General features: G+C 70.0%; 22 protein-coding genes and 1 CRISPR repeat array. Of the genes, 9 read left to right on the top strand and 13 right to left on the bottom strand.

Annotation, left to right across the window (positions count from 1 at the left end; all coding sequences use genetic code 11):
- Positions 1-78: 78 nt before the first annotated feature.
- The 4 genes from acnA to dut all read right to left on the bottom strand — a co-directional run bounded on the left by acnA (position 79) and on the right by dut (position 4,908).
- Positions 79-2,937: an aconitate hydratase AcnA gene (acnA, locus tag FS769_RS11550; RefSeq protein WP_144833551.1), complete on the bottom strand. Its 2,859-nt coding sequence runs from the start codon at positions 2,935-2,937 to the stop codon at positions 79-81.
- 134 nt (positions 2,938-3,071) lie between these two features.
- Positions 3,072-3,827 (bottom strand): DUF3159 domain-containing protein, encoded by a 756-nt coding sequence (locus FS769_RS11555; RefSeq protein WP_144833553.1) that lies wholly within the window; start codon positions 3,825-3,827, stop codon positions 3,072-3,074.
- Complete coding sequence (locus FS769_RS11560) at positions 3,824-4,456, bottom strand: DUF3710 domain-containing protein (RefSeq protein WP_144833555.1); 633 nt, start codon at positions 4,454-4,456, stop codon at positions 3,824-3,826. The genes FS769_RS11555 and FS769_RS11560 overlap by 4 nt, the downstream gene beginning before the upstream one ends.
- A complete protein-coding gene (gene dut / locus FS769_RS11565) occupies positions 4,453-4,908 on the bottom strand; it encodes a dUTP diphosphatase (RefSeq protein WP_186325527.1) in 456 nt (151 codons plus the stop codon). The genes FS769_RS11560 and dut overlap by 4 nt, the downstream gene beginning before the upstream one ends.
- Positions 4,909-4,920: 12 nt before the next feature.
- On the opposite strand from dut, the gene FS769_RS11570 reads away from it, so the two are divergent.
- Complete coding sequence (locus FS769_RS11570) at positions 4,921-5,412, top strand: DUF3093 domain-containing protein (protein WP_144833557.1); 492 nt, start codon at positions 4,921-4,923, stop codon at positions 5,410-5,412.
- On the opposite strand, the gene FS769_RS11575 is transcribed toward FS769_RS11570, so the two are convergent.
- Positions 5,387-5,680 (bottom strand): DUF4193 domain-containing protein, encoded by a 294-nt coding sequence (locus FS769_RS11575; RefSeq protein ID WP_056231545.1) that lies wholly within the window; start codon positions 5,678-5,680, stop codon positions 5,387-5,389. The genes FS769_RS11570 and FS769_RS11575 overlap by 26 nt on opposite strands.
- A 222-nt stretch (positions 5,681-5,902) precedes the next feature.
- On the opposite strand from FS769_RS11575, the gene sepH reads away from it, so the two are divergent.
- Positions 5,903-6,928, top strand: a complete 1,026-nt coding sequence (gene sepH / locus FS769_RS11580; RefSeq protein WP_144833559.1) for a septation protein SepH — start codon at positions 5,903-5,905, stop codon at positions 6,926-6,928.
- A gap of 116 nt (positions 6,929-7,044) precedes the next feature.
- On the opposite strand, the gene FS769_RS11585 is transcribed toward sepH, so the two are convergent.
- Positions 7,045-8,172 (bottom strand): alkaline phosphatase family protein, encoded by a 1,128-nt coding sequence (locus FS769_RS11585; RefSeq protein ID WP_144833560.1) that lies wholly within the window; start codon positions 8,170-8,172, stop codon positions 7,045-7,047.
- A gap of 71 nt (positions 8,173-8,243) precedes the next feature.
- Here FS769_RS11585 and FS769_RS11590 point away from each other — a divergent pair, with 71 nt between their 5' ends.
- The gene (locus tag FS769_RS11590; protein ID WP_144833562.1) at positions 8,244-10,712 is read left to right on the top strand and encodes a DNA topoisomerase (ATP-hydrolyzing) subunit A; all 2,469 of its coding nucleotides are present in this window, start codon (positions 8,244-8,246) and stop codon (positions 10,710-10,712) included.
- A 368-nt stretch (positions 10,713-11,080) separates the two neighbouring features.
- Here the strand turns inward: FS769_RS11590 and FS769_RS11595 are convergent, their stop codons facing one another.
- On the bottom strand, positions 11,081-13,150 hold the full coding sequence (locus FS769_RS11595; RefSeq protein ID WP_396652420.1) for a type IIA DNA topoisomerase subunit B: 2,070 nt from the start codon (positions 13,148-13,150) through the stop codon (positions 11,081-11,083).
- Positions 13,151-13,315: 165 nt separating this feature from the next.
- Here FS769_RS11595 and FS769_RS11600 point away from each other — a divergent pair, with 165 nt between their 5' ends.
- On the top strand, positions 13,316-13,537 hold the full coding sequence (locus FS769_RS11600) for a hypothetical protein (RefSeq protein WP_144833563.1): 222 nt from the start codon (positions 13,316-13,318) through the stop codon (positions 13,535-13,537).
- A gap of 62 nt (positions 13,538-13,599) precedes the next feature.
- Here FS769_RS11600 and FS769_RS11605 read toward each other — a convergent pair whose 3' ends face one another.
- Together FS769_RS11605 and FS769_RS11610 are read right to left on the bottom strand one after the other, a co-directional pair.
- Positions 13,600-14,643 (bottom strand): alanine racemase, encoded by a 1,044-nt coding sequence (locus FS769_RS11605; RefSeq protein WP_144833564.1) that lies wholly within the window; start codon positions 14,641-14,643, stop codon positions 13,600-13,602.
- Positions 14,640-15,290, bottom strand: a complete 651-nt coding sequence (locus FS769_RS11610) for an alanine racemase C-terminal domain-containing protein (RefSeq protein ID WP_144833566.1) — start codon at positions 15,288-15,290, stop codon at positions 14,640-14,642. Before FS769_RS11610 ends, FS769_RS11605 begins: the two co-directional genes overlap by 4 nt.
- 44 nt (positions 15,291-15,334) lie before the next feature.
- On the opposite strand from FS769_RS11610, the gene FS769_RS11615 reads away from it, so the two are divergent.
- Entirely contained in the window at positions 15,335-16,357 is a 1,023-nt protein-coding gene (locus FS769_RS11615) for a sugar-transfer associated ATP-grasp domain-containing protein (protein WP_144833568.1), read from the top strand.
- 260 nt (positions 16,358-16,617) lie between these two features.
- A CRISPR array of direct repeats spans positions 16,618-16,885; the repeat unit is 28 nt; unit sequence CCGGTGGCTTCGACAGGCTCAGCCACCT.
- A 115-nt stretch (positions 16,886-17,000) separates the two neighbouring features.
- On the opposite strand, the gene FS769_RS11620 is transcribed toward FS769_RS11615, so the two are convergent.
- From FS769_RS11620 to FS769_RS11630, 3 genes are all read right to left on the bottom strand, one after another.
- The gene (locus FS769_RS11620) at positions 17,001-17,699 is read right to left on the bottom strand and encodes a coenzyme F420-0:L-glutamate ligase (protein ID WP_144833570.1); all 699 of its coding nucleotides are present in this window, start codon (positions 17,697-17,699) and stop codon (positions 17,001-17,003) included.
- On the bottom strand, positions 17,696-19,024 hold the full coding sequence (locus FS769_RS11625; protein ID WP_144833572.1) for an RNA polymerase sigma factor: 1,329 nt from the start codon (positions 19,022-19,024) through the stop codon (positions 17,696-17,698). The genes FS769_RS11620 and FS769_RS11625 overlap by 4 nt, the downstream gene beginning before the upstream one ends.
- A gap of 307 nt (positions 19,025-19,331) precedes the next feature.
- Positions 19,332-20,258 (bottom strand): proteasome assembly chaperone family protein, encoded by a 927-nt coding sequence (locus FS769_RS11630; RefSeq protein ID WP_144833574.1) that lies wholly within the window; start codon positions 20,256-20,258, stop codon positions 19,332-19,334.
- 85 nt (positions 20,259-20,343) lie between these two features.
- On the opposite strand from FS769_RS11630, the gene FS769_RS11635 reads away from it, so the two are divergent.
- From FS769_RS11635 to sucB, 3 genes are read left to right on the top strand one after another with little or no spacing between them, the layout of a single operon-like run.
- Positions 20,344-21,810, top strand: coding sequence for a leucyl aminopeptidase (locus FS769_RS11635; protein ID WP_144833576.1), 1,467 nt, complete (start codon positions 20,344-20,346; stop codon positions 21,808-21,810).
- Positions 21,807-23,180, top strand: a complete 1,374-nt coding sequence (lpdA, locus tag FS769_RS11640) for a dihydrolipoyl dehydrogenase (protein WP_144833578.1) — start codon at positions 21,807-21,809, stop codon at positions 23,178-23,180. The genes FS769_RS11635 and lpdA overlap by 4 nt, the downstream gene beginning before the upstream one ends.
- A 54-nt stretch (positions 23,181-23,234) precedes the next feature.
- Complete coding sequence (gene sucB, locus FS769_RS11645) at positions 23,235-24,983, top strand: 2-oxoglutarate dehydrogenase, E2 component, dihydrolipoamide succinyltransferase (protein WP_144833580.1); 1,749 nt, start codon at positions 23,235-23,237, stop codon at positions 24,981-24,983.
- Between the two features lie 17 nt (positions 24,984-25,000).
- Here sucB and FS769_RS11650 read toward each other — a convergent pair whose 3' ends face one another.
- A complete protein-coding gene (locus tag FS769_RS11650) occupies positions 25,001-26,020 on the bottom strand; it encodes a hypothetical protein (protein ID WP_144833583.1) in 1,020 nt (339 codons plus the stop codon).
- Positions 26,021-26,138: 118 nt separating this feature from the next.
- Between FS769_RS11650 and FS769_RS11655 the strand changes: the two genes are divergently transcribed.
- Positions 26,139-26,849, top strand: a complete 711-nt coding sequence (locus FS769_RS11655) for a DUF4191 domain-containing protein (protein WP_144833585.1) — start codon at positions 26,139-26,141, stop codon at positions 26,847-26,849.
- Positions 26,850-26,854: the final 5 nt, after the last annotated feature.

Raw genomic sequence — 26,854 nt, forward strand, 5'->3', positions numbered from 1 at the left:
GTTCGGCCGCCGTGTACTCTCTGCGCGAACGACGGTGCCCCGGGAGCTCGAGGCTCCCGGGGCACCGTCGTTCGTGGGTCAGACCAGCGAACGCAGCACGTACTGCAGGATGCCGCCGTTGCGGTAGTAGTCGGCCTCACCGGGGGTGTCGATGCGGACCACGGCGTCGAATGTGATGGTCTGCTTGCCCTCGGGCGAGAACTCGCTCGGCTCGGCGGTGACCTTCACGGTCTTCGGGGTGACGCCCTCGTTGAGCTGCTCGAGCCCCTCGATCGAGATGATCTCGGTGCCGTCGAGGCCCAGCGACTTCCAGCTCTCGCCGGCGGGGAACTGCAGCGGGACGACGCCCATGCCGATGAGGTTCGAGCGGTGGATGCGCTCGAAGCTCTCGGTGATGACCGCCTTCACGCCGAGGAGCTTGGTGCCCTTGGCCGCCCAGTCGCGCGACGAGCCGGAGCCGTACTCCTTGCCGCCGAAGATGACCAGCGGGGTCTCCTGCGCCTGGTAGTTCTGGCTCGCGTCGTAGATGTACGTCTGCGGGCCGCCCTCCTGCGTGAAGTCGCGGGTCCAGCTGCCCTCGATGACCTGACCGTCGTTGACGGCGGCGACCATCTCGTTCTTCAGGCGGATGTTGGCGAAGGTGCCGCGGATCATGACTTCGTGGTTTCCACGACGCGAGCCGTAGGAGTTGAAGTCCTTCTGCGCGACGCCGTGCTCCATCAGGTACTGCGCGGCGGGGGTGCCCGCCTTGATGTTGCCGGCCGGGCTGATGTGGTCGGTGGTGACCGAGTCGCCCAGGGTCGCCATGACGCGCGCGCCGGTGATGTCGCGCACCGGGTCGGGCTGCATGGTCATGCCCTCGAAGTACGGAGCCTTGCGGACGTACGTGGAGTCGGCATCCCACTCGAAGATCGGGCCGGTCGGGGTGGGCAGGTTCTTCCAGCGCTCGTCGCCCTCGAAGACCGTGGCGTACTGCTGGATGAACTGCTCGCGCGAGATCGACGCGTCGATGATCGTCTGCACCTGGTCGGGAGCGGGCCAGATGTCCTTCAGGAAGACGTCGTCGCCGTTCTGGTCCTTGCCCAGGGCGTCGGTCTCGAAGTCGAAGTTCATCGAGCCGGCGAGGGCGTACGCGACCACGAGGGGCGGCGAGGCCAGGTAGTTCATCTTCACGTCGGGGCTGATGCGGCCCTCGAAGTTGCGGTTGCCTGAGAGGACGGCCGTGACGGCGAGGTCGTTCTCGTTGACGGCCTCGGAGACCTCTTCGATGAGGGGTCCCGAGTTGCCGATGCAGATCGTGCAGCCGTAGCCGACGGTGTAGAAGTCGAGGCCCTCGAGCGCCTTGTCGAGGCCGGACTTCTCGTAGTAGTCGGTGACGACCTTCGAGCCCGGTCCGAGCGTCGTCTTGACCCACGGCTTGCGCTTGAGGCCCTTGTCGACGGCGTTCTTGGCGAGCAGGCCCGCCGCGATCATGACCGAGGGGTTCGAGGTGTTCGTGCACGAGGTGATCGCCGCGAGCGTGACAGCACCGTTGTCGAGCAGGTACGACTGTCCGTCGGGCGTGGTGACCTTGACGGGCTTCGAGGCGTTGACGGGGTGGCCCGACGAGATGAGCACGTCGCTGTCGGTGACGTCTTCGTGCTCTTCGCCCGGGACCGAACCCGGGTCGGATGCCGGGAACGTGCCGTCGACCTCGAGATCGACGATCGAGTCGGAGATCGAGGTGTCGGCGTAGTTGAGGATGTCCTTCTCGAACTGCGACTTGGCCTCGGACAGCAGGATGCGGTCCTGGGGGCGCTTCGGGCCGGCGATCGAGGGGACGACCGTCGACAGGTCGAGCTCCATGAATTCGCTGAAGGCCAGCTCGCGGTCGGGGTCGTGCCAGAGCTTCTGCTCCTTGGCGTACGCCTCGACGAGCGCGATGGTCTGCTCGTCGCGGCCGGTCAGGCGCAGGTAGTCGATCGTGACGTCGTCGATGGGGAACATCGCGGCGGTCGAACCGAACTCGGGGCTCATGTTGCCGATGGTGGCGCGGTTGGCCAGCGGCACCGAGGCGACGCCCTCGCCGTAGAACTCGACGAACTTGCCGACCACGCCGTGCTTGCGGAGCATGTCGGTGATGGTGAGCACGACGTCGGTCGCGGTCACACCGGCGGGGATCTCGCCGCTGAGCTTGAAGCCGACGACGCGCGGGATGAGCATCGACACGGGCTGGCCGAGCATGGCCGCCTCGGCCTCGATGCCGCCGACGCCCCAACCGAGCACGCCCAGGCCGTTGACCATCGTGGTGTGCGAGTCGGTGCCGACGCAGGTGTCGGGGTACGCGCGGAGGACCTCTTCACCGGTTGCTGAGCTTGTCGAAGCACGGTCGTAGACGACCTTGGCCAGGTGCTCGATGTTGACCTGGTGCACGATGCCGGTTCCCGGGGGAACGACCTTGAAGTCGTCGAACGCCGTCTGGCCCCAGCGCAGGAACTGGTACCGCTCGCCGTTGCGCTCGTACTCGATCTCGACGTTGCGCTCGAGGGCGTTCTCGCTGCCGAACAGGTCGGCGATGACCGAGTGGTCGATGACCATCTCGGCGGGCGAGAGCGGGTTGATCTTGTTCGGGTCGCCGCCGAGGGCGGTGACGGCCTCGCGCATGGTGGCGAGGTCGACGATGCAGGGCACACCGGTGAAGTCCTGCATGACCACGCGGGCGGGCGTGAACTGGATCTCGGTGTCGGGCTCGGCCGTGGGGTCCCACGAGCCGAGCGCCTGGATCTGCTCCTTGGTGACGTTGGCACCGTCTTCGGTGCGGAGCAGGTTCTCGAGCAGCACCTTCAGGCTGAAGGGGAGCTTCTCGTAACCGGCGACCGTGTCGACCCGGAAGATCTCGTAGTCGGTGCTGCCGACCGTCAGGGTGCTCTTTGCACCGAAGCTGTCAACCGTGGACACGATCGTCTCCTTCGTCGGCGAATGCGCAGGCTTCAGGCCCGCATTTCTCCATCTTCCCCGTGCCGCTCGGTCGAAACCAGGAAGGTCGACCTAACCGCGCAGGGCGTCGGATTTATCTTGATGTCAAGATATTATCAGGACTCGCGCCTGGGGTGCAGAGCACGCGCCACGAGCCACGTCACGGCGAGCATCGGCGCGAACAACGGCAGGCCCATGACGATCTTCAGAGTGCCGAGCGCGGTCACGTCTCCCGCGAAATACAGCGGGAGCTGAACGGCCAGGCGCGCCGCGAAGAGCGCGGCCCAGGCGATCGACAGCCACGTGTAGGCGCGGCGCTTGCGCTTGTCGGCGCGCCACCGCGTGCCCTCGCCCAGCAGGTACCCCGCGGCGAGACCGATCAGCGGCCAGCCCACCAGCGCCGACACGAGGAAGGCCGTGCCGTACGCGCCGTTGGTGAAGAAGCCGAGCACGAAGTTGTCCTGCCCGCGGCCGGTCACCAGCGAGAGCACGGCGGCGCCGACCGTGGCCAGCAGACCGCCGATCGCGGCGTTGGGCGGCGACTTCGCGATGAGACGCGCGAGGGTGAAGACCACCGCGAGACCCACCGAGACGCCCAAGCTGAGCCACAGGTTGCCCTGGCGCGTCTCGGGGTCGATGGTGACCGTGAAGAGCACGACGAACGCCAGTGACGGCAGGACGGATTCCAGGATGCCGCGCACCCCGCCCATCGCCGCCCAGACGGCCGCGCCGGTGCTGGAGTGCTTGGCGGGGTCGAGGCCCGCACGGCGCGCGGCGTTGCCGAGTGCGGCGCTCACGCTGTCGGCCGCCGACGGCGGGTCGAGGGGGACGCGGTCGTCCTCGCGCCCGGGACGGACGGAGTCGTCGCTCATGCCGTGCCGGGGGTCGACGGCATCCGGAGAGGAATGAGATCGCGCGGGGGCATGGGCGACGAGCCGCGCACCACCACGATCGAGCGGAAGAGGTCTTCGACGGCGGCCGCGGCCTCCACGTCGCTGGTCGCCGCTCCCCCGATGACGCCGCGGAGGAACCAGCGCGGTCCGTCCACACCGACGAAGCGCGCGAGGCGCTTGCCCGCGCCGTCGGCTCCGGCCACGGGGACCTCGGCGAGTAGCTCCGGCCCGAGCGGGCCCTCACGCTCTTCGACACGGCCGCCCTGCTGCTTCACCTGCTGGCGGATCTGCTCGCGCGTCTCCTCCCAGAGGCCGCTCGTGCGCGGCGCGGCGAACGGTTGCACCTGCAGGGTGGACTCGGCGTAGTCGAGACCGACGGCGACGATGCGCTTTGTCTGCTCCTCGACCTCGAGACGCAGGTTGAGGCCCTCTCGCGGCAGGATCTTGATGCCGCCCAGGTCGATGTAGGGGCGCACGGGGTTGGCCTCGGACTCGTCGAACGGGCCCGCGTTCTCGCGGTCGAGGGGCGCGCTCTTGGTCGCGGGGGCCAGATCGGTGCCCGCCTCGTCTGCGGCGGTGGTGGTGGTCTGCGACTCGTCGTCGGTCATCGGGTGCTCCCTTGCAAGCTCTGGTATCCGCTCGATCCGAAACCGCCGTCGCCGCGCACGCTGTCGGGAAGTTCGTCGACGGGGACGAAGCGCACGGGCGGGACGGGCATCACGATGAGCTGGGCGATGCGGTCTCCGACCGCGATGTCATAGGCCTCGTCGAGGTCGGTGTTCAGCAGGGCGACCTTGATCTCGCCGCGGTATCCCGCGTCGATGGTGCCGGGGGAGTTCACGATGGTGATGCCGTGCTTGGCGGCCAGGCCGCTGCGCGGAACCACGAACGCGGCGTATCCCTCGGGCAGCGCGATGCGCACGCCGGTCGACACGAGCGCGCGCCGGCCGGGCTCAAGGCGGACGGCCTCGGCGGCCGTCAGGTCGGCTCCGGCGTCGCCGGGGTGGGCGAAGACCGGGGGCTCGGATGCGACAATTGGGACGTCCACCGTTTCGGTCACCCCCCGAGGGTAATGCAGAAGAGGAGGTGCGGCATCCGCACCGCAGCCGAGTACCGCGAGCGCCTGAGTCCGTCGTTGTGGGCGCTGGTGGCAGCCGCCGTCTGCGGCCCGATGGCCGCCGTCGTCTTCTCGCCGCTCGACACGACCCTCGCCCTGTTCATCGGGCTGGTGGTGTCGGTCGCGATCGTCGTCGCCCTGCTGGCGTTCTCGCCCGTGGTGGAGGTGCGCGACGGGGAGTTGCGAGCCGGTCGCGCGCACATTCCCGTCGATCTGCTGGGAGTTCCCGCCGGCGTCGTCGCGGAAGAGGCCCGCACCGCCCGTGGGAGTGGTCTCGACCACCGGGCGTGGCATGTGATCCGGGGCGGGATCGACGGCATCGTCACGGTACCCGTGACCGACCCCGACGATCCGACCCCGATGTGGGTGGTGTCCACCCGCACGCCGGACCGCCTGGTGGCGGCGATCCAGCGCGCTCAGGTCAGGCTGCGCACTCCAGGCAGATGAAGCCGGGGCCGCTCTCTTCGGCGATCTGCGAACGGTGCTTCACGAGGAAGCAGTTCATGCAGGTGAACTCGTCTTCCTGAGGGGGAAGGACGACGACATCGAGCTCGATGTCGGAAAGGTCGGCGCCGGGCAGTTCGAAGCCCGAGGGGTTGTCGGCATCCTCGTTGTCGATCGACCCCGACGCCTTGTCGGGCACGCGCTCCTTGAGGGCCTCGATCGACTCGCTGTCGTCCTCGGTCTTGCGCGGTGCGTCGTAATCGGTTGCCATGCGTGCAGGTCTCTACTTCCGGATTTCGTGGTGCTGTGCCCTATCGGGTGCCCGATCGGGCGGCCATAGTTTGCATGACCCGATCCCGATAAGCAAATGCTCGCCGGTGGGCGTGCGTGTCCTGGCGAGACGGGAAACTCGCGGCGCGCCCGCGATATTCCCGAAAGCACGGGGCGCGCATGTCAGCATGGGCCCTGACCGCAGATCGGAGGGGTGTTTCGTATGGAGCAGCTCAAAGTCATCGGAACCGAAGATGACGTCCTCGTCGTGGCGACGCAGGCGGGCGAGCGATTCGCCCTCGCCATCGACGATGTGCTGCGCGCCGAGGCGCGCCGCGCACGCCGCGACCGCGCCGACGACGATCGTGCCCCCCGGCCGAGCCCCCGCGAGATCCAGGCGCACATCCGCTCCGGGATGTCGGCGCGCGAGGTCGCGACTCTGCTGAACGCCCGCGTCGAAGACGTCGAGCGTTTCGAGGGCCCGGTGCTGGCCGAGCGCGAGCACGTCGTCGCTCAGGCCCTCGCCGTGCCCGTGCTGCTGGGCGGCACGCTCGAGCACGACGCCCCCGTCACGTTCGGCGCCGCCGTGCGCGCGAAGCTCGCCGAGGCCGGAGCGTCGGCCGAGCGCTGGACGAGCTGGAAGGAGAGCACGGGCTGGATGGTCAAGCTCGAGTTCACCGCGAACGGCATCGATCACGACGCCCGCTGGGGCTTCGACCCGCGCCGCAGCAGCCTGTCGCCGCAGAACGCCGATGCGATCCAGCTGTCCCGCCAGGGCTCGCTGCCCGAGGGACTCATCCCTCGACTGCGTGCGCTCGACAGCATGACCAAAGACGACTCGCGCTTCGACAGCGGAGCCTTCGGGCCGCGTCGTCTCGACATCGACGACGAGCCGGGCGTCGAGGCCACCGGTCCCGTCGCCCCGGCCGTGCAGGCCGCGGCCATCAAGCGCTCCCCCGACGCCCCGGTCGCCTCATCCGAGACGGCCGATCTGCTCGAGGCCCTGCGTCGGCGCCGCGGACAGCGCGAGCCGCTTCCGGGCGTGACCGAGGTCGAGCCCGAGCCGCGTCCTTCGGCCCCGCCGGTGGCGCTGCTCGACGCCGCGGAGTCGGGCTACGTCGACGACGCCGACGAGAAGACGCCGGAGCCCGAGCGCCCGCAGGCGGATGGCGCGCGACGCACGAAGGGTCGTCCGTCGATGCCGTCGTGGGACGAGATCGTGTTCGGCGCCCGCTCCGACGAGAGCTGACACCCCGCCGTCCTGCGGATCGGACATCCGACCCGCGGGACGAGTCGTGCCTGTCGACGGCGCGTCGCGCGTGAGATCCGCACGACGGCATCCGGATGCCGCGTCTCGGCCTCGCGTCAGGCGAAGGCGCCGAGGCGCAGGAGCGGCACCGTGCGCTCCTCGTCGGTGAGCGATCCGTGCTGGCCGACCATGCGCTGTGGTCGTCTGTCGGCCTCGCGGTCGTCGTAGTAGGCGAATCGGCCGCGCGCGGCCACGAGCACGTCTCCGATTCGGGGGCGCACCTCGTCGTCGACCCGGCCGAAGAGCCCTGCTTCGATCGCCTCGTCGCGGGCCATGACCCAGGCTCGCGCGGCCTCGCTCTCGCGCCAGACCGCGGCCACGGCATCCGCCCGCCCCTCGGCCGTGTACAGGTGGAGCATGCGCGGCTCGCCGCCGACGATGTCGACGCCGTCGAGCAGTGCGTCGCCCTCGCGCAGCAGCACGTGCTTGTGCGCCGGCACGTCGACCATGCCGTGATCGGCCGTGACCAGCACGCCCGTGTGCGCGTCGATACCCTCGGCGAGGCGGCGGGCCGCGGCATCCACCCGCTCGAGAGTGTCGGTCCAGCGGTCGGACTCCCACCCGTCACGATGACCAGCGGTGTCGAGTTCGGGGGCGTACAGATACGTGATCGATCCCGGATGCCGCGCAGCCAGGTCGGCCGCGAGACGTACGCGCTCGTCGAGATCGTCGGAGGGGAAGAACTCCGCCCCGCGCAGCGTCGCCTCGGTGAAGCCGGTGCCGGTGTACGAGGGGCGGGACACGACGAAGCTCGGTCGTCCCGCGGCGGCGTGGCGGGCGAACAGTGGCTCGCTGCGCTGCCAGGTGTGCGGGTCGAGGCCGTCGGTCTCCCACCCGTGCAGCTGGTTGGGCGCCAGATCGGTGCCGGGGATGCGGGCGCGGTAGCCGACGATGCCGTGCACGCCCGGATCGGTGCCCGTCAGCAGGCTCGAAAGAGCCGCCGCGGTGGTCGAGGGGAAGACGGTGCGCGCCACGTCGCGCCGGCCCCCGACCGAGCCGAGGAAGCGCGCGTGACCGCGACGGGCGGCGAGGTTGTGCGAGCCGAGGCCGTCGATGAGGAACACGATGGCACTGCGCGCGGGGTTGAACCACTCCGATTCGCCGGCCAGGGCGGCGATCGACTGCTCCACCACACCGGTGAGGCTCCGGGAGCGCGGCGGGTCCGCCGGTAGGCTGAGTGTCATCTCGGCAAGTCTTCCACACGACTCCCGATCCCCGTCCTGACGCGACGCCCGCCCGACCCGAGGCCGCACCTATGCCCGATTCCCGTTCCTCCTCATCCGCGACGTCACCCGTCGTCGAGCGCATCGAAGACGTCGATGTCTCGACCGAGATGCAGGGGTCGTTCCTCGAGTACGCCTACTCGGTCATCTATTCGCGGGCCCTCCCCGACGCCCGCGACGGACTCAAGCCGGTGCAGCGCCGCATCCTGTACCAGATGGCCGAGATGGGGCTGCGGCCCGACCGCGGGCACGTCAAGAGCGCCCGCGTCGTCGGCGAGGTGATGGGAAAGCTCCACCCCCACGGCGACGCCCCCATCTACGACGCCCTCGTGCGCCTGGCCCAGTACTTCTCGCTGCGGGTGCCCCTGGTCGACGGCCACGGCAACTTCGGCTCGCTCGACGACGGTCCCGCCGCGCCCCGGTACACCGAGGCGCGCCTCGCTCCCCCGGCGATGGCGCTGACCGAGAACCTCGACGAGGACGTCGTCGACTTCATCCCGAACTACGACGGTCAGTTCCAGCAGCCCGAGGTGCTCCCGGCCGCCTTCCCCAACCTGCTGGTCAACGGCGCGACGGGCATCGCGGTCGGCATGGCGACGAACATGGCGCCGCACAACCTCATCGAGGTCGTCGCCGCCGCGATCCACCTGCTGCAGCATCCGGATGCCACCGTCGAAGAGCTCATGGAGTTCGTGCCCGGCCCCGACCTGCCCTCGGGCGGCATCATCGTGGGTCTCGACGGCATCAAAGACGCGTACACGAACGGTCGCGGCACGTTCCGCACTCGCGCGAAGGCCTCGATCGAGTCGCTCGGTCCGCGCCGCACCGGCATCGTCATCACCGAACTTCCCTACCTCGTCGGTCCCGAGCGCGTGATCGAGAAGATCAAAGACGCCGTGCAGGCGAAGAAGCTGACGGGCATCGCCGACGTCACCGACCTCACCGACCGCAACAACGGCCTGCGCCTGGTGATCGGCATCAAGACCGGCTTCGACCCCAAGGCCGTGCTCGAGCAGCTCTACCGCCTCACGCCCCTCGAGGACTCCTTCGGCATCAACAACGTCGCCCTCGTCGACGGCCAGCCGCAGACCCTGGGCCTGCGCGAGATGCTGCGGGTGTACATCGATCACCGCATCCGCGTCGTCACGCGGCGCAGCGAGTTCCGTCTGGCGCGCAAGCGCGAGCGCCTGCACCTGGTCGAGGGTCTTCTCATCGCGATCCTCGACATCGACGAGGTCATCCAGGTCATCCGCTCGTCCGATGACAGCGAAGAAGCGCGCACGCGCCTGCAGGAGGTCTTCGACCTCTCGCACCCGCAGGCCGAGTACATCCTCGAGCTGCGGCTGCGTCGCCTCACGAAGTTCTCGCGCATCGAGCTCGAGGCCGAGCGCGACCAGTTGAACGCCGAGATCGCGCAGCTGGTCGAGTTGCTGGGCAGCGAGACGCTGCTGCGCCAGCAGGTGGCGAGAGAACTGGATGCCGCGGCCGACGCTTACGGCACCCCGCGCCGCACGATGCTGCTCAACGGCGGACCTGTACAGCCCCGTTCGGCGAGGGCCGCGGCCGCCGCCGTCGATCTGCAGATCGCCGACGCCCCGTGCCGCGTGTACCTGTCGGCCACCGGACGCATGGTGCGCGCCGAGCTCGTCGCCGACGCCCCCGCCGGCGGTGTGGTGCCGCCCGCGCGCCGGTCGAAGCACGACGCGATCCGTTCGTCGGTCGACACGACCACGCGCGGCGACATCGGCGCGGTGACCTCCGCCGGGCGTCTCGTGCGCTTCTCGCCGGTGGATCTGCCGTCCGTCCCCGCCAACTCGGTGCAGGTCGCCGCGGGCACGAAGGTCGAGCAGTACCTGGCGCTCGCGAAGGGCGAGAAGGTCGTGGCCCTCGTGCCCTTGGTCGACTCCCCCACCATCGCGCTCGGCACCGAGCAGGGCGTCGTCAAGCGGGTCGCCGCGACCGAGCTCGGCACGAAGGACGAGATCGAGATCATCTCGCTGCGCGACGGCGACCGGGTCGTGGGCGCCGCTCCCGCCGGCGACAACGCCGAGCTCGTGTTCATCGCGAGCGATGCGCAGCTGCTGCGCTTCGAGGCCTCCTCCGTGCGACCCCAAGGACGATCGGCGGGCGGCATGGCCGGCATCCGCCTCTCCGACGGCGCACGGGTGATCGACTTCGCCGTCGTCGGGGCCTCGGCCTTCGACGCGGTGGTGGTGACCGTGGCCGGATCGTCGGCCGCGCTGCCGGGCACCGATGCCGGGAGCGCCAAGGTCTCGGCCTTCACGGAGTTCCCCGCCAAGGGGCGCGCCACCGGCGGAGTGCGCGCTCAGCGCCTCCTGCGCGGCGAAGACGCCCTCGTGCTCGCGTGGGTCGGCACCGATCCCCGCGCGGTGGGCCCCGACGGCTCGGTGCGTGCGCTGCCGGATGCCGGCGCCAAGCGCGACGCCTCAGGTCAGCCCCTCGACGCCGTCGTCGGCGCGATCGGCACCGTCGTCCGCTGAGCCCGCGGCCCGGCGGGGCCGGGTCGGTCGCGGCTGCCGTCGTGCGGACGCGGGTGCCGACACGCCGGTCCGGCCGTCGGCGGGACGGCCTGTCGGGGTTTTCGTCCGCAGGACGGCGGCGGGGCGGCGGCAGGGCGGTCGCGGGCCGTGTGAGACCCTCGTGCGGACGCCGTCGGCGACATGCCGGTCCGACCGGCCGAAGCGGCGGCGTGTCGGGGGCGGAATCCGCAGGACGGCGGCGGAGGCCGTGTGCTCGACCGTCGTGCGGACGCGGGTGCCGACACGCCGGTTCGGCCGTCGGCGGGACGGCGTGTCGGAGTTCTCGTCCGCAGGACGGCGAGCCCGCTCGACGACGGACCCCGGCAGGCTCAGACGTCGATGCGCTCGCGCGCCAGGCGGTCGCTGGAGTCGATGATGAACTCGCGGCGCGGGGCGACGTCGCTGCCCATGAGCAGGTCGAAGACGGATGCCGCGGCCTCCATGTCCTGCACGCGCACGCGGCGCAGCATACGGCCGGCGCGGTCCATGGTCGTGGTCGCGAGCTGGTCGGCATCCATCTCGCCCAGACCCTTGTAACGCTGGATCGGCTCCTGCCAGCGCTTGTTGCCGCGCTTGAGCTTGGCGAGCAGGGCGTGCAGCTCCTGCTCGCTGTAGGTGTAGATCGTCTCGTTGGGCTTGGAGCCCGGATTCATGACGATCACGCGGTGCAGGGGCGGCACGGCGGCGAACACGCGGCCTTCTTCGACCAGGGGTCGCATGTACCGGAAGAACAGCGTCAGCAGCAGCGTGCGGATGTGCGCGCCGTCGACGTCGGCGTCGCTCATCAGAATGATCTTGCCGTAGCGCGCGGCGTCGAGATCGAACGAGCGGCCGGAGCCGGCGCCGATCACCTGGATGATCGAGGCGCACTCGGCGTTCGACAGCATGTCGCTGATCGAGGCCTTCTGCGTGTTGAGGATCTTGCCGCGGATGGGCAGCAGCGCCTGGTACTCGCTGTTGCGCGCGAGCTTGGCCGTTCCGAGGGCGGAGTCGCCCTCGACGATGAACAGCTCGGAGTCGTTCACGTCGTTGGAGCGGCAGTCGACGAGCTTCGCCGGCAGCGACGACGACTCGAGGGCGTTCTTGCGCCGCTGCGTTTCTTTGTGGGTGCGCGCCGAGATGCGCGCCTTCATCTCGGAGACGATCTTCTCGAGCAGCTGTGCGGTCTGCGCCTTGTCGTCGCGCTTGGGCGAGGCGAAGCGCGACGCGAGCTCCTTCTGCACGACGGATGCCACGATCTGACGCACTGCGGGCGTACCGAGGATCTCTTTGGTCTGGCCCTCGAACTGCGGCTCGGGCAGGCGTACGGTCATGACGGCCGTGAGGCCGGCCATCAGGTCGTCTTTCTCGATCTTGTCATTGCCGACCTTGAGCTTGCGGGCGTTCTGCTCGACCTGCGCGCGCAGCACCTTCATGAGCCCCTGCTCGAAGCCCTGCTGGTGCGTGCCGCCCTTGGGGGTGGCGATGATGTTCACGAACGAGCGGGTCGTGGTGTCGTAGCCGGTGCCCCAGCGCACCGCGATGTCGACCTCGCACTCGCGCTCGACCTCGGTGGGGATCATCGATCCGCCGGGCTGCAGCACCGGCACGGTCTCGGTGAACGTGCCGGTTCCGGTGAGCCGCCAGGTGTCGGTGACCGCGGCGTCGGGCGCGAGGAACTCGGCGAACTCCGAGATGCCGCCGTCGAAGCGGTAGCTCGTCTCGACGCGCTCCTCGCCCCGTTCGTCTTGCACGACGATCTCGAGGCCCGGCACGAGGAACGCCGTCTGGCGCACGCGCTGCACGAGCTCGTCGAGACCGAACGCGGCGTCTTTCGTGAAGATCTGCCGGTCGGCCCAGTAGCGGATGCGCGTGCCGGTGACTCCGCGCGGCGCCTTGCCGACCACACGCAGTTCGCTGCTGCGCTCGAAGGGCGTGAAGGTCGAGTCGGGGGTGTCGCCCGCGAACTGCCCGGGCTCGCCGCGGTGGAACGACATCGCGTAGATCTTGCCGCCGCGGTCGACCTCGACGTCGAGGCGCTCCGAGAGCGCGTTGACGACCGAGGCGCCGACGCCGTGCAGACCCCCGGATGCCGCGTACGAGCCGCCGCCGAACTTGCCGCCGGCGTGCAGCTTGGTGAAGACGACCTCGACACCCGTGAGGCCGGTGCGGGGCTCGACGTCGACCGGGATGCCGCGGGCGCGGTCGCGCACCTCGACACTGCCGTCGGCGTGCAGCACGATGTCGATGCGCGACCCGTGGCCGCCGAGGGCTTCGTCGACGGAGTTGTCGATGATCTCCCAGAGACAGTGCATGAGACCACGCGAGTCGGTGGACCCGATGTACATGCCCGGGCGCTTGCGCACGGCTTCGAGGCCCTCGAGGACCTGCAGATGATGGGCGGAGTACTCGGACGTCACGATTTCCCAGCGTAATCGGGGGTACCGACATCGCCTGCCAGACACACAGCGAGGTCGGGTCACCGTACGCGCACAGCGAAATGTGATCAAGCCGCGGCATAAGGGAAACATCCGCGTGGTTGTATATGGAGACTCGCCCACGACCACCTGAGGAGGGCACCCGACATGACCACCACGACTGCACCCGAAGCGTCAGCCGTCCTCGATCACCGCCTGACGGCGGCGGATCGCTGCGACTCCTGCGGCGCGCAGGCCTACATCGCCGCCGAGGTGAACGGCAGCGAGCTGCTGTTCTGCGCACACCACGGCCGCAAGTACGAAGAGAAGCTCCGCAGCATCGCCACCTCGTGGCACGACGAGACGGCGCGACTCAACGCCGCCGACTGAGACCATCACGTCGGAACGGGCCCCGCGCACTCCTTCGAGTGCGACGGGGCCCGTTCCGCGTTTCAGGGGGCGGTCGAGACGTAGGTGCGTGCGACGGTCGGCGAGACGCGGAGCGCGATCTCCTCACCGATCGTGTCGATGAGTTCGGCGAGATCGGTCGCGCTGGAGAGGGCGCCGGGACCGAAGAGGGCGATCTCATCCCCCGGCGCGGCGCCGGCCCACGGCGCGAGCACCGTCTCGGTCGGCGCGATCGCCTCGACCCGTCGCGGTCCCTCGGGGGCGAGCACGTCGAAGCGTGCGCCCAGAGCGCTGGGCAGCCCGTGCAGGCTCCCCACGTCGAGGTGCACGCCCGCGGCGTCCACGGTCGTCACGGTGGCCCACAGCGTCGCGATCGGCTCGATGCCGAGCTCCTGCTCCCCCGGGCCTCCGGAGGGACGGATGCCGTACGAGAACGCGCCGACCCGCACGAGGTCTTCGCGGAACTCGCCCCTCGCGAAACCGGCCGCGCTGGCGGCCAGGTGCGAGAAACGCGGGTCGAGTCCCGCTGCGCGGGCCGTCTCGCGCGCGGCGAGGAACAGCGCTCGGGCGTCGTCGTCATCGGCATCCGAGGCCTCGGAGATGTGCGACCAGATTCCTTCGAACGCCACGCGCCCCGCCGCGACCAGCGTTGCGGTCTGCGCGAGAGCGGCCTCCCACCGTTCCGGACGGATGCCGTTGCGGTGCAGGCCCGTGTCGATCTTGAGGTGTACGCGGGCGGGCCGATCGGCCTCGAGCCGGGAGAGGTCGTCGAGGAGTGCTTCGTCGCCGATGCCAAGATCGAGGTCGGCCGCGATGCCCGCTACCAGATCGTCGGCTCCGCCGATGAGCCACACGAGGATCCGCACGTCGGGCCCGGCGATGCGCCGGACAGCGGCCCCCGTGACCACGTCGAAGGCGCCGATCCAGCGGACGCCCTCGGCGACGGCGCGCGTCACGATCGGCTCCAGCCCGTGCGCGTAGGCGTCGTCCTTGACGACGAGCATGTGGGCCGCGGGAGCCACCGCCTCGCGCACGCGACGAAGGTTGCGCGCGAAGGCGTCGAGGTCGACGCGGTAGACGGCGCTCATGCGCTCACCCGCCGATCGGCACGGACGCCGACGAGGGCGACGATCTCCGCGGCGCCGAGGTCCGTGGCATCCGTCCACTCCTCGAGCGAGGGATGCCCCTCGGCCGGGTCGCCGAAGAAGACGACCTCGGCCCCGCGCTCGACGGTCGCGTCCTCGACGTCGACCACGCAGACGTCCATCGCGACGCGCCCGACGATGCGATGCCGACGTCCGCCGATCGCGACGGTGGCGGCATTGCCGAGAGAGCGCACCACCCCCTGGGCGTAGCCACCGGTGACGAGGGCCACGGTGGTGTCGTGGGGCGCGCGATGCGTGTAACCGTACGAGACGCCCTCCCCGCGCAGCAGCGGCTTAATGCCCAGCGCGCGCCCGCGCAGCGACAGAACGGGCTGCGCGTGCGAGCCGGGCATGCCGAACAGGACCGCGGCATCGAGAGGGGCGGCATCCATTCCGAGATCCTCCAGCACCGAACGCACCCACTCGGCACCGTGCCCCCACGCGTCGGCGGCGAGCACGTCGTCGCCGCCGGTCGCGATGCCGGCGGCGAGGGCGAGGGGCGCGTTGCGGCGCAGGGCGGACTCGGAGACGAGGGCCACGGGTGCCACTCCCCCGGCCTCGGGCAAGCGGGCAGGGAGCGTGGAGGTCACCCCTCTAGACTAACGAGGTCCGTGATCCCCGACCCCGGAGCCTCATGCCTCACAAGGGTTTCTCCCCCGTCACGCGCCTCCGCTACCTCGCCGGACGCGCCCGCCGCATCGATGTCGGCTCGGTCGTCGAACGAGCCAAAGAGGCCTCGAGCCAGCACGGCAAGGCCCTGCCGCTCGTCGTCGCCGACATGCTTTACCAGGCCGGTGTGAAGAACGTCGGCTTCCAGGACTACATCGACTACGACTTCGCGATCCTCACCCCCGCCGAGCGCTCGACGTACATGACGCACCCGGTGTCGAACCAGATCTCGCAGAAGTACGACCACCCCGACTACCGCGGCCTGTTCCAGGACAAGGTCGAGTTCGACCGGAAGTTCAGCGAGGTCCTGCGCCGCGAGTGGATGGTGGTGGATGCCGGCAACGCCGACGACCTGCGCGCCTTCACCGAGCGCCTCGGCACCATCGTCACGAAGGAGCCGGTCGGTCAGGCCGGCACCGGCGTGCACCGCTACCACGCGGCCGAGGTCGACGACTGGAGCGCTTTCCACCGCGGACTGCTCGAGCGCGGCGAAATCCTCGTCGAAGAAGTCATCCGCCAGCACGACGACCTCGCGGCCGTCTGCCCCGGCACCGTCAACACCACCCGGGTCACCGCGTTCTTCGACGGACAGAAGACCCACATCCTCGCCATGGCGCAGAAGTTCGGCCGCGGCGCGGTCAGCGACCAGATGACCTTCGGCGGCTTCTACACGATGCTCGACGAGAACGGCCACGCCCTGGGCGCCGGCTACGACTCGCACGGTCACGTGCACGAGCTGCATCCCGACTCGGGCGCGCGCATCGCCGACTTCCAGCTGCCGATGATCGACGAGGTCAAGGCGTTCGTCGACGAGGTCGCGCGCGTCGTTCCGCAGGTGCAGTACGTCGGCTGGGACATCGTCGTCGGCCCCGACGGCCCTGTGCTCGTCGAGGGCAACTGGGGCGCCGGCGTGTACGAGAACAAGCCGAGCGTGACCGGCATCCGCACCGGACACAAGCCGCGCTACCAGGCCGCCATCGGGTTCTGATCCCGGATGCCGAGAGGCCCGTCCCCCGCGTGGGGCCGGGCCTCTTCTGCTCGGTGCGGGAGGTCCCTGAGCTTGTCGAAGGGCCCGGGGCCGGCGTGGGTCTGGGGGCTTCGACAGGCTCAGCCACCTCGGTTGGGAGGTCCCTGAGCTTGTCGAAGGGCCCGGGGGCTGCAACAGGCTCAGCCACCTCGGTTGGGAGGTCCCTGAGCTTGTCGAAGGGTCCGGGGGCTGCGACAGGCTCAGCCACCTCGGTTGGGAGGTCCCTGGCTTCGACAGGCTCAGCCACCTGGGTTGGGGAGGTCCCTGAGCTTGTCGAAGGGTCCGGGGCCGGCGTTGGGCTCCGGTGGCTTCGACAGGCTCAGCCACCTGGGTTCGGGGAGGGCGTGGGGTCCGGTGGCTTCGACAGGCTCAGCCACCTGGGTTCGGGGAGGGCGTGGAACCCGGTGGCTTCGACAGGCTCAGCCACCTCGGTTGGGAGGTCCCTGAGCTTGTCGAAGGGTCCGGTGGCTTCGACAGGCTCAGCCACCTCGGTTGGGAGGTCCCTGGCTTTGACAGGCCCCGCCACCTCGGTTGTCGAGGTGGCGGCATCCGGGAACGCGAAAGGCCCGCCCCGCGAACGGGACGGGCCTTCCGACGAGGTGTCTCAGGTGTGGCGCACGATGCCGAGCGGGGTCGACTCGTGGCCCTGACCGAGCGGGTTGTCCTTGAGGATCGCGACGAGGCGCTTCTCGCCGGCCTTGTCCATCGTGGAGCCGAGGATGTTGCCACCCAGGTCGTTGATGTCGACCACGGCCACCTGCAGGTCGCCGCCGAGCAGCGACTTGAGGCGGGCGGCCACCTCGCGGGGGCGCTCGGGTCCGAGCACGACGGCCTGGTTGTACGGCGGGATCGTGCCCTTGGTCGGACCGTCGATCGCGCGCGCCTTGTCGCCCGCGATGCGGTAGAAGTCACCCTTGCGCCCGAACGCCTTGGTCACGGCCGAGACGGCCGCGGCGAACAGGATGCGGGGCGTTCCGCACTCGCGCAGCGCCATCTCCATCGTCTCGGGCATGCCCAGGCCGATGCCGTAGGGCGTGCGGGTGACGTACTTCGACAGGAAGAGCGCGAGCTTGCGGGGCTTGATCGTGTCGAGCTTGAACGATCGGCCCTGCGTGATCGCGACGATCTTCTCGGTGACGAACAGCAGGTCGCCCGGCTGCACGGCATCCTTCGCGTACTCGAGGATGAACGCGTCGAGGTCGTCGCCCGGCATGACGACCCGCGTGCGGATCGGGATGCGGGCGTACGAGGTGCCCTCGACGGTGACGGTGAGCGCCTTGCCGGCGTTGGCCTCCGCGCTCATTCGAGGTAGTCCCGCAGCGACTGCGAGCGGCTGGGGTGACGCAGCTTCGCCATGGTCTTCGACTCGATCTGGCGGATGCGCTCGCGCGTGACGCCGAACGTGTCGCCGATCTGGTCGAGGGTCTTGGGCTGACCGTCGCCGAGGCCGAAGCGCATGCGGATCACGCCCGCTTCGCGCTCGCTGAGCGAGTCGAGGAGTGACTCGAGCTGGCGCTGCAGCATGGTGAAGCCCACCGCGTCGGCGGGGACGACGGCCTCGGTGTCCTCGATGAGGTCACCGAATTCGCTGTCTCCGTCTTCACCGAGGGGCGTGTGCAGCGAGATGGGCTCGCGGCCGTACTTCTGCACCTCGATGACCTTCTCGGGGGTCATGTCGAGCTCGCGGCTCAGTTCTTCGGGCGTGGGTTCGCGACCGAGGTCCTGCAGCATCTGACGCTGGACGCGCGCGAGCTTGTTGATGACCTCGACCATGTGCACCGGGATGCGGATGGTGCGGGCCTGGTCGGCCATGGCGCGGGTGATCGCCTGACGGATCCACCAGGTGGCGTAGGTCGAGAACTTGAAGCCCTTGGTGTAGTCGAACTTCTCGACCGCACGGATCAAGCCCAGGTTGCCCTCCTGGATGAGGTCGAGGAACTGCATGCCGCGACCGGTGTAGCGCTTGGCGAGCGAGACCACGAGGCGGAGGTTGGCGCCGAGCAGGTGGCTCTTGGCGCGCTGACCGTCACGGGCGACCCACTGCAGGTCGAGCCCGAGCTGGCCCGTCTTCTCGGCCGCCGACATGTTCGACAGCTTCTCTTCGGCGAACAGACCGGCCTCGATGCGCATCGCGAGCTCGACCTCTTCGGCCGCGTTCAGGAGCGGGACCTTGCCGATCTGCTTCAGGTAGTCCTTGACCGGGTCGGCGGTGGCGCCGGTGATCTGCGCGGAGTAAACGGGGACGTCGTCTTCGTCGCTCGACGAGATGACGATCGCGCCGGTGGGAAGAGCCTCGGCGGGCGCCGCCGGGGTCTCGTCGTCATCGTCGTCGTCGGTCTTCTTCGCGTCGGGCTTGGCCGCGTCGTCGGAATCGTCGGCGTCGGTGGTGTCGTCGACTTCGAGGTCGACGTCGGCTTCGACTTCGGCGTCCTCTTCGTCTTCGAGGTCGTCGTCCTTCTTGGCCTTCGTCTTCGCCTTCGCGGGCGCAGCCTTGGCCTTGGCGGGGGCCTTCTTCGCGGGAGCCTTCTTCGCGGTCGTCGTCGTCGACGCCGTCACGGTCTCCTCGGAGTTCTCGAGCTCGGTGTCCTTCGCACTCCGGGAGCGGGTCTTGGTTGTCGTGCCTGCCACGTTTCGCCTTTCACCGGGAACGTACGTTGCACGGCCGCCGGTCGTTCTCGGACACTAGTAAGACCCTTGTCAAGTCCCGAGCCGAGGAGCGGGGCTCCTGGACCGGGTGACAACGGGTCAGGTTCTTCATTGTCTCACATCCCCAGACCGGGACTTGACGTGGACCGGGGATCTATGCGTAGACAACGTCTGCGCGCCCCCGCGCATTCCCGTCGGTCAGGTCAGGTCGAGAGCACCGCCTGCCGCTGCGGGAGAAGAGCGTGACGGATGCCGAGTCCCCCGGCATCCGGGATGTTCGCCGCCGGGTTCAGCCGAGCTTGCCGCGGCGGTCGTCGTCGCCGGGGCGCGAGGCGAGGAAGCGCTCGAGCTCCGCGGCGAGTTCGTCCGCGCTGGGCAGGTCGCCCGTGTGGATGATCGGGGTGGCCGAGGTGGAGCCGGCCATGTAGGCGTCGTAGCGCTCCTCGAGTCCCTCGAGCATGCGGGTCAGCTCGTCGCTGCCCTCGACCTGCTCGGTCACCTTGGCGATGAACTCGCGGTTCTCTTCGCGCAGCACCTCGCCGGAGAAGACGAGGCCGGTCGCCACAGTGAGGCTGTCGAGCCCGGCCAAGGCGGCGGCGGGGTACTCGGTGTCACCGAGGTAGTGCGGAACGAGCAGAGCGAAGCCGGCGACCTTGGCGCCCGCCTCGGCGAAGCGGTATTCGAGCAGGTGTCCGGCGGTGGAGGGCACCTGCGTGTGCGGACGCCAGACGGAGTGGGCCTCGGCGAGGTCGGGGCGCGTGCCGCTGACGGTGGTGCCGATGGGGCGCGTGTGCGGGACGGGCATGGGGATCGCGTGCACCCAGCTGACCGACGACACCTGCAGACCCGCCGACAGTTCGAGGACCGTCTCGGCGAAGGCCTCCCAGAGGAAGTCCGGCTCGTAGCCGGCGAGCAGGAGGAACGGGTGCCCCAGCGAGTCGTGCGCGAGTGACAGCTCGAGGCGCGCGGGGCGGTAGTCGGTCAGGTGGTCTTCGACGAAGGTGATGACCGGCCGACGCGCCCGGTAGTCGAGGAGGGCGTCGTTGTCGAAGACGAACACGGGGTTCGGCTGAAGGTCGTCTCGGAAGTACTCCACCAGACGAGACACGGCCCCGCCTGCGTCGGTGAACCCGGTGAGAGCGATCACGAGCGGCAGGCCCGACGGCACGGGCGGCGCCGCGGGGGCGCGGTCGTACAGCGGGACGGATGAGGGCATGCTTCCACTCTACGAGCGGTCGCGAATGCGTCGGCGGCGGTGCGTCCCGCTGCTAGCGAACACGGGCGAACCTAGGATGGATCCCATGCCGTTCCCCTCCGTGGCGTACACCTCCGCCCCCTCCCTCGAATCCGATGCCGACGCGATCCTCCTGATCGTCCCGACTGTTTCGGAAGGAGCGCCCGATCCGGACGGCTGGTCCGGACTGTTCGCCGCACTGTCGGCGGTGGGGTTCACGGGGGCGGCCGGCTCGTTCCAGCGCGTGCACGTTCCGGGTGTGTCGACCCCGGTCGCCGTCGCGGGCGCCGGCACCGACCCGAGCGAGGCCGCCCTGCGCGATGCCGCGGGCACGGGGCTGCGACAGCTCACCGGTTTCGCGCACGTCGCCGTGCAGTCGCTGGTCGCCTCGGCCTGGAAGCCGCTCGCCGAAGGAGCCGCTCTGGGCGGCTACCGGTTCGCCGACTACAAGAAGAAGTCCGCCAAGCCCCGCGCCACCCAGGTGACGGTCACGGGCACCGACGCCCCGTCCGACGCCGACATCGCGGCCGTTGCCGCCGTCTCGGGCGCCGTGGCCCTGGTGAAGGACCTCGTGACGACCCCCGCCGAGTGGCTCGGACCCGCCGACTTCGCCCACGCGGCCGTCGAGGCCGTGAAGGGCCTGCCGGTCGAGGTCGAGGTGCTCGACGAGAACGCTCTCCGCGAGGGCGGCTACGGCGGCATCCTCGGCGTCGGGCAGGGATCCGACCGCCCGCCGCGCATGGTGCGCCTCGACTACGCGCCGGCCGGCGCCGAGCGTCACGTCGCCCTCGTCGGCAAGGGCATCACGTTCGACACCGGTGGGCTGTCGCTGAAGCCGCCGGCGTCCATGGTCGGGATGAAGTACGACATGTGCGGAGCCGCCACGGTCCTCGCCGTGCTGAAGGCCGCCGCCGAGATGGAGCTGCCGGTCAAGGTCAGCGCCTGGCTGTGCATCGCCGACAACATGCCATCGGGTCGCGCGACGCGCCCGGGTGACGTTTTGCGCACCCTCGACGGCACCACCGTCGAGGTGCTCAACACCGACGCCGAGGGGCGCCTCGTGCTCGCCGACGGTCTCGCCGCGGCCAGCCGCGAGAACCCCGACCTCATCGTCGACGTGGCGACCCTCACGGGCGCCATCACCGTCGCCCTCGGCAACCGCCACACCGGCGTCATGGGCGAGGAAGCGGCCGTGGCCGAGTACCTCGCGGCGTCGGCGCGCACCGCCGAGCTCGCGTGGCAGTTGCCCCTGCCCGACCACATGGTCGACGACCTCGACTCCCCCATCGCCGACCTGCAGAACGCGAAGATCGGCGACCCCGCCGGTGGATCGCTGTTCGCGGGGCTCTTCCTCCGCCACTTCGTCGGTCGCGTGTCCGATGCGGCCGACGCGCCTCGCATCCCCTGGGTGCACCTCGACATCGCCGGCGTCGGCATGAACAAGGCGGCGCCCTTCGGGTACACCGACAAGGGCGTGACGGGCGCCACCGTGCGTTCGCTGGTGGAGATGATCTCCGCGGGCGGCGCGCGATGACCGACCACACCGCCGACGTCGTCATCCTGGGCGGCGGCAGCGGCGGCTACGCGGCGGCCCTGCGTCTCGCCGAACTCGGCAAAGACGTCGTGCTGGTCGAGAAGGACAAGCTCGGCGGCACATGCCTGCACCGGGGATGCATCCCGACCAAGGCGCTCCTGCACGCCGGTGAGGTGGCCGACGCCGCACGCGGCGCGGCGGACATCGGCGTCGACGTCACCTTCGGCGGTATCGACCCCGCGCGCGTGCGGTCGTACCGCGAAGGAATCGTCGCGAAGAAGTTCAAGGGCCTCGAGGGACTGATCTCGGCCCGCGGCATCCGTGTCGTGTCGGGAGAGGGCTCGCTCGAGGCCGGACCCGCCGTCCGTGTCGGCGACGACGTGTACCGCGGCACCGACGTGATCCTCGCGACGGGCTCGTACAGCCGCAGCCTTCCCGGCCTCGAGATCGGCGGACGCGTGCTCACCAGCGAGCAGGCCCTCGACCTCGACGTCATCCCCGACCGCGTCGTGGTGCTCGGCGGCGGCGTGATCGGCGTGGAGTTCGCGAGCGTCTGGCGTTCGTTCGGCGTCGACGTCACGATCGTCGAAGCCCTGCCGCACCTGCTGCCGGCCGAGGACGTCTCGTCGAGCAAGGCCCTCGAGCGCGCGTTCCGCAAGCGCGGCATCGCGTTCCAGCTCGGTCGCCGTTACGACACGCTCACCCAGACGGCCGACGCCGTGACGGTGACGCTCGACGACGGCAGCGAACTCGTCGCCGACTATGTGCTCGTCGCGGTCGGTCGCGGTCCGGTCACCGCCGGTCTCGGTTACGAGGAGGCCGGCCTCGTGCTCGACCGCGGCTTCGTGCAGACCGACGAGCGCCTGCGCACCGCCGCCCCGCACGTCTGGGCCGTCGGCGACATCGTCCCCGGACTCCAGCTGGCCCACCGCGGGTTCCAGCAGGGCATCTTCGTCGCGGAAGAGATCGCGGGGCTCTCCCCCGTGCTGGTCTCCGACGTCGACGTTCCGCGCGTCGCCTATTCGCACCCCGAGGTGGCCTCCGTCGGCCTCACCGAGGCGCAGGCTCAGGATCGTTACGGATCCGAGGCCGTGAAGGCGTACGAGTACAACCTCGCGGGCAACGGCCGCAGCGAGATCATCGGCACCTCGGGCATCGTCAAGATCGTCCGCCGCGTCGATGGCCCCGTCGTGGGCGCCCATCTCGTGGGCGACCGCGTAGGCGAGCTCATCTCGGAGGCCCAGCTCGCCGTGGGCTGGGAAGCGCATCCGGAAGACATCGCCCCGTTCATCCACGCACACCCCACGCAGAGCGAGGCGCTCGGCGAGGCCTTCCTGGCACTCGCGGGCAAGCCGCTGCACGCACTCTGACCACAAACCGGTCACTAAGCTAGATACCGCATCCGGTACGAAGGAGACATATTCATGAGCACTTCCGTCGTCCTCCCCGCTCTCGGGGAGAGCGTCACCGAGGGAACGGTCACCCGCTGGCTCAAGCAGGTCGGTGACACCGTCCAGGAGGACGAGGGTCTGCTGGAGATCTCGACCGACAAGGTCGACACCGAGATCCCCTCGCCCGTCTCGGGCGTGATCGAAGAGATCCTCGTGCAGGAAGACGAGACCGTCGAGGTCGGCGCCGTCCTGGCGAAGATCGGTGACGGCTCCGGCGCCGCCTCGTCCGACGACGCCCCGCAGGAGGCCCCGGCCGAGGAGCAGTCTGCTCCCGCCGCAGAGGCGGCCCCCGCAGAGGCCGCTCCTGAGCAGCCCGCCGCCGAGCAGCCCGCGGCCGAGTCGGCGCCCGCCGCGAGCGGCGACTCGACCGAGGTCAAGCTCCCCGAGCTCGGCGAGAGCGTGACCGAGGGCACCGTCACCCGCTGGCTGAAGGCCGTCGGCGACGACGTCGCCGTCGATGAGCCGCTGCTCGAGATCTCGACCGACAAGGTCGACACCGAGATCCCGTCGCCGGTCGCCGGCACGCTGCAGGAGATCCTCGTCCAGGAAGACGAGACCGTGAACGTCGGCGCCGCTCTGGCCCGCATCGGCAGCGGTGCCGCTCCGGCCGCGCAGCCCGAGGCGCCCGCCGCCCCGGCCGCCGAGGAGAAGCCGGCCGAGCAGCCCGCGCCCGCCGCGGAGGAGAAGCCGGCCGAGCAGCCCGCCCCCGCCGCCGAGGCGAAGCCCGCCGAGCAGAAGCCCGCCGAACAGCCCGCGCCCGCCGCGGCTCCGGCTGCCGCCGCTCCGGCCGCGTCGTCCAACGACGACGTGACCTACGTCACCCCGCTCGTGCGTCGGCTCGCTCAGCAGCAGGGCGTCGACCTGGCTTCGGTCAAGGGCAGCGGCGTCGGTGGACGCATCCGCAAGGAAGACGTGCTCAAGGCCGCCGAGGCCGCCAAGTCGGCTCCCGCCGCTGCGGCTCCCGCCGCGTCGGCCCCGGCCGCCCCCGCTCCCGTGGAGGTCTCGCCCCTGCGCGGCACGACGCAGAAGATGTCGCGTCTGCGCAAGGTCATCGCCGAGCGCGCCGTCGCGTCGATGCAGGCCACGGCCCAGCTGACGACCGTCGTCGAGGTCGACGTGACCAAGCTGTCGGCGCTGCGCGACCGCATGAAGGGCGAGTTCCAGCAGAAGACGGGCGACAAGCTCTCGTTCCTGCCGTTCTTCGCCATCGCCGCGATCGAGGGCCTCAAGGCCTACCCGATCATCAACTCGACGGTCGAGGGCGACGAGATCGTCTACCCGGCCCACGAGAACGTGTCGATCGCCGTCGACACCGAGCGCGGCCTGCTGACCCCGGTCGTCAAGGACGCCGGCGACAAGAACATCGCTCAACTGGCTCGCGAGATCGCCGATCTCGCCGCCCGCACGCGCGACAACAAGCTGAAGCCCGACGAGCTCGCCGGCGGCACCTTCACGCTGACCAACACCGGTTCGCGCGGCGCGCTGTTCGACACGCCCATCGTGTTCCTGCCGCAGTCGGCGATCCTCGGCCTCGGTGCCGTCGTGAAGAAGCCCGGTGTGGTCTCGGTCGACGGCAAGGACGCGATCTCGGTCCGTTCGTACGTCTACCTGGCCCTGTCGTACGACCACCGCATCATCGACGGTGCCGACGCCGCCCGCTTCCTGGGCACGGTCAAGGCCCGTCTCGAGGCGGCGCAGTTCGAGGGCGACCTCGGGATCTGATCCCACCGAGCACCAGCTCATGATGGCTGGTCCGCGACCGTTCTGACGGCGCGGACCAGCCATCGGTCTTTCTGGCGCACGAGCGTGACGTATTGCGTGCCGTCGGCGCTCTCGATCGAGACGACGGCCACTCCCCCGAAGTCGTCGATCAATGAGATCTGCCCCGCCGCGGCCATCGGCAGCAGGGGTTCGCGCGGGAACGACGAGTTTTCCTCGTGAGCCGCTACGCAGGCCGGTTCGTCCTGGCAGGCGTCGATCTCGCCGAACAGCGCGCGAGCGCCCTCGATCACGTCGTCGATGAGAGGAAGGCGTTCGTCGGTGGGCTCGGCCGTCGACAGCACGACGGTCGGGGTGGGCGTCGGCGAATCCGCCACGACCGACGTGGCGGTCGCCGACGCGGGCTGCTGCTCGCCCGTCGGGAGCAGAACTGCCAGGGTGACGGTGAGGACGGCCGCCGTCGCCGTACCGATCAGCGCCATACGCATCCGTGGCGAAGACCGCCACCGCGTGCGCAGCTCGGCGAGACTTTCACGGACGGCTTCGGCCAGATCAGCGTCGACGAGCCGCAGCGTCAGCGGCGATTCGCCCTCGTCCAAGCGAACGCCTGGAGACGGCGGAGCGACGTGCGCGGGGGTCAGCGGCCCCAGCACGAGCGGCTCGGGCGTCGCGTGCGCGAACAGCCGCCGTTCGAGGGCGTCCCACTCCCGCGGAGGTCTCGTGAGCACCGTCTCGTGCGCGCGGACCAAGAGGCCTCGCGTGTCGTCGTCTCCGGCGGCATCCGTCAATCGCTCCAGACACGACGCCGTCTCTTCGATGGGATCGCCTCCGGCTTCGTCGGGGATGGCCACGGGGCGCCCCTCCGCCGTGAGCCACCACGTGGTGCCCGCGATCCTCCCGACGACGGCGCGGCAGCCGCGCAGCAGCCCGACGGCGGCGGTCACGGCCTCGCCGGGGACGAGTGCGACGGCGCTGAGGGCGCGCCGCCGAAGGTAGGCGTCGAAGGATTCGACGAGGACGGATGCCGTGGCGGTGCTCATGCGCCGATGGTCGCCGACCTCCCCTCGGCCGCGCGGAGCCGCCCCCTCGATCCGTGGACGATCGGGCCGATTCGCGCACTGGGGAGGAAGAGTCCGCGTCGAAGATAGAATCGTCACCATGGCCGCTCGCACCACCACGCCCGAGAAGCGTCCGGGCTTCTTCTCGCAGCTGAAAACCCTGTACACCTTCACGCAGAAGGAGTACAAGTGGCTGCCCTTTTTGCTCGCCGGCATCGTGCTGGTGGGCATCGCCCTCGGCGTTCTCGTCGGCTTCCTGATCCCGCCGCTGGCGGTGTGGAGCGTCATCCTGTGGGCCGTCACCGGTCTGCTCGCCGGCATCCTGGCCGGCATGATCACGATGACCCGCCTGTCGACGACGGCCATGTACAAGAAGATCGACGGCATGCCCGGCGCGACCGGTCACGTGCTGTCGTCGTCGCTCGGCCGCAACTGGCAGGCCTCCGAGGCGCCCGTCGGCGTCAACCCGCGCACGCAGGAGGCGCTGTACCGCGCCATCGGCCGCGGGGGCGTCGTGCTGATCGGCGAGGGCAACCGCAGCCGCCTGACCCGCCTGGTCGGCGAAGAGCGCTCGCGCGTGCTGCGCGTGGCCGCCGGTGTGCCGGTCACGGTGCTCTACGTCGGTCACGGCGACGACGAGGTGCCGATCGCCAAGCTCGCCTCGACCATCAAGGCGCTGCCCAAGAAGGTCGACCGCTCCACGATGGCCGCCGTCATCAAGCGCGTGTCGTCGGTGTCGCAGGGCCTGTCGTCGCTGCCGATCCCCAAGGGCGTCGACCCCACCAAGATGCGCGCTCCGCGCCCGCGCTGACCCCC

It is taken from the genome of Microbacterium sp. BH-3-3-3 (assembly GCF_007679045.1).
Classification (GTDB): Bacteria; Actinomycetota; Actinomycetes; order Actinomycetales; family Microbacteriaceae; genus Microbacterium; species Microbacterium algihabitans.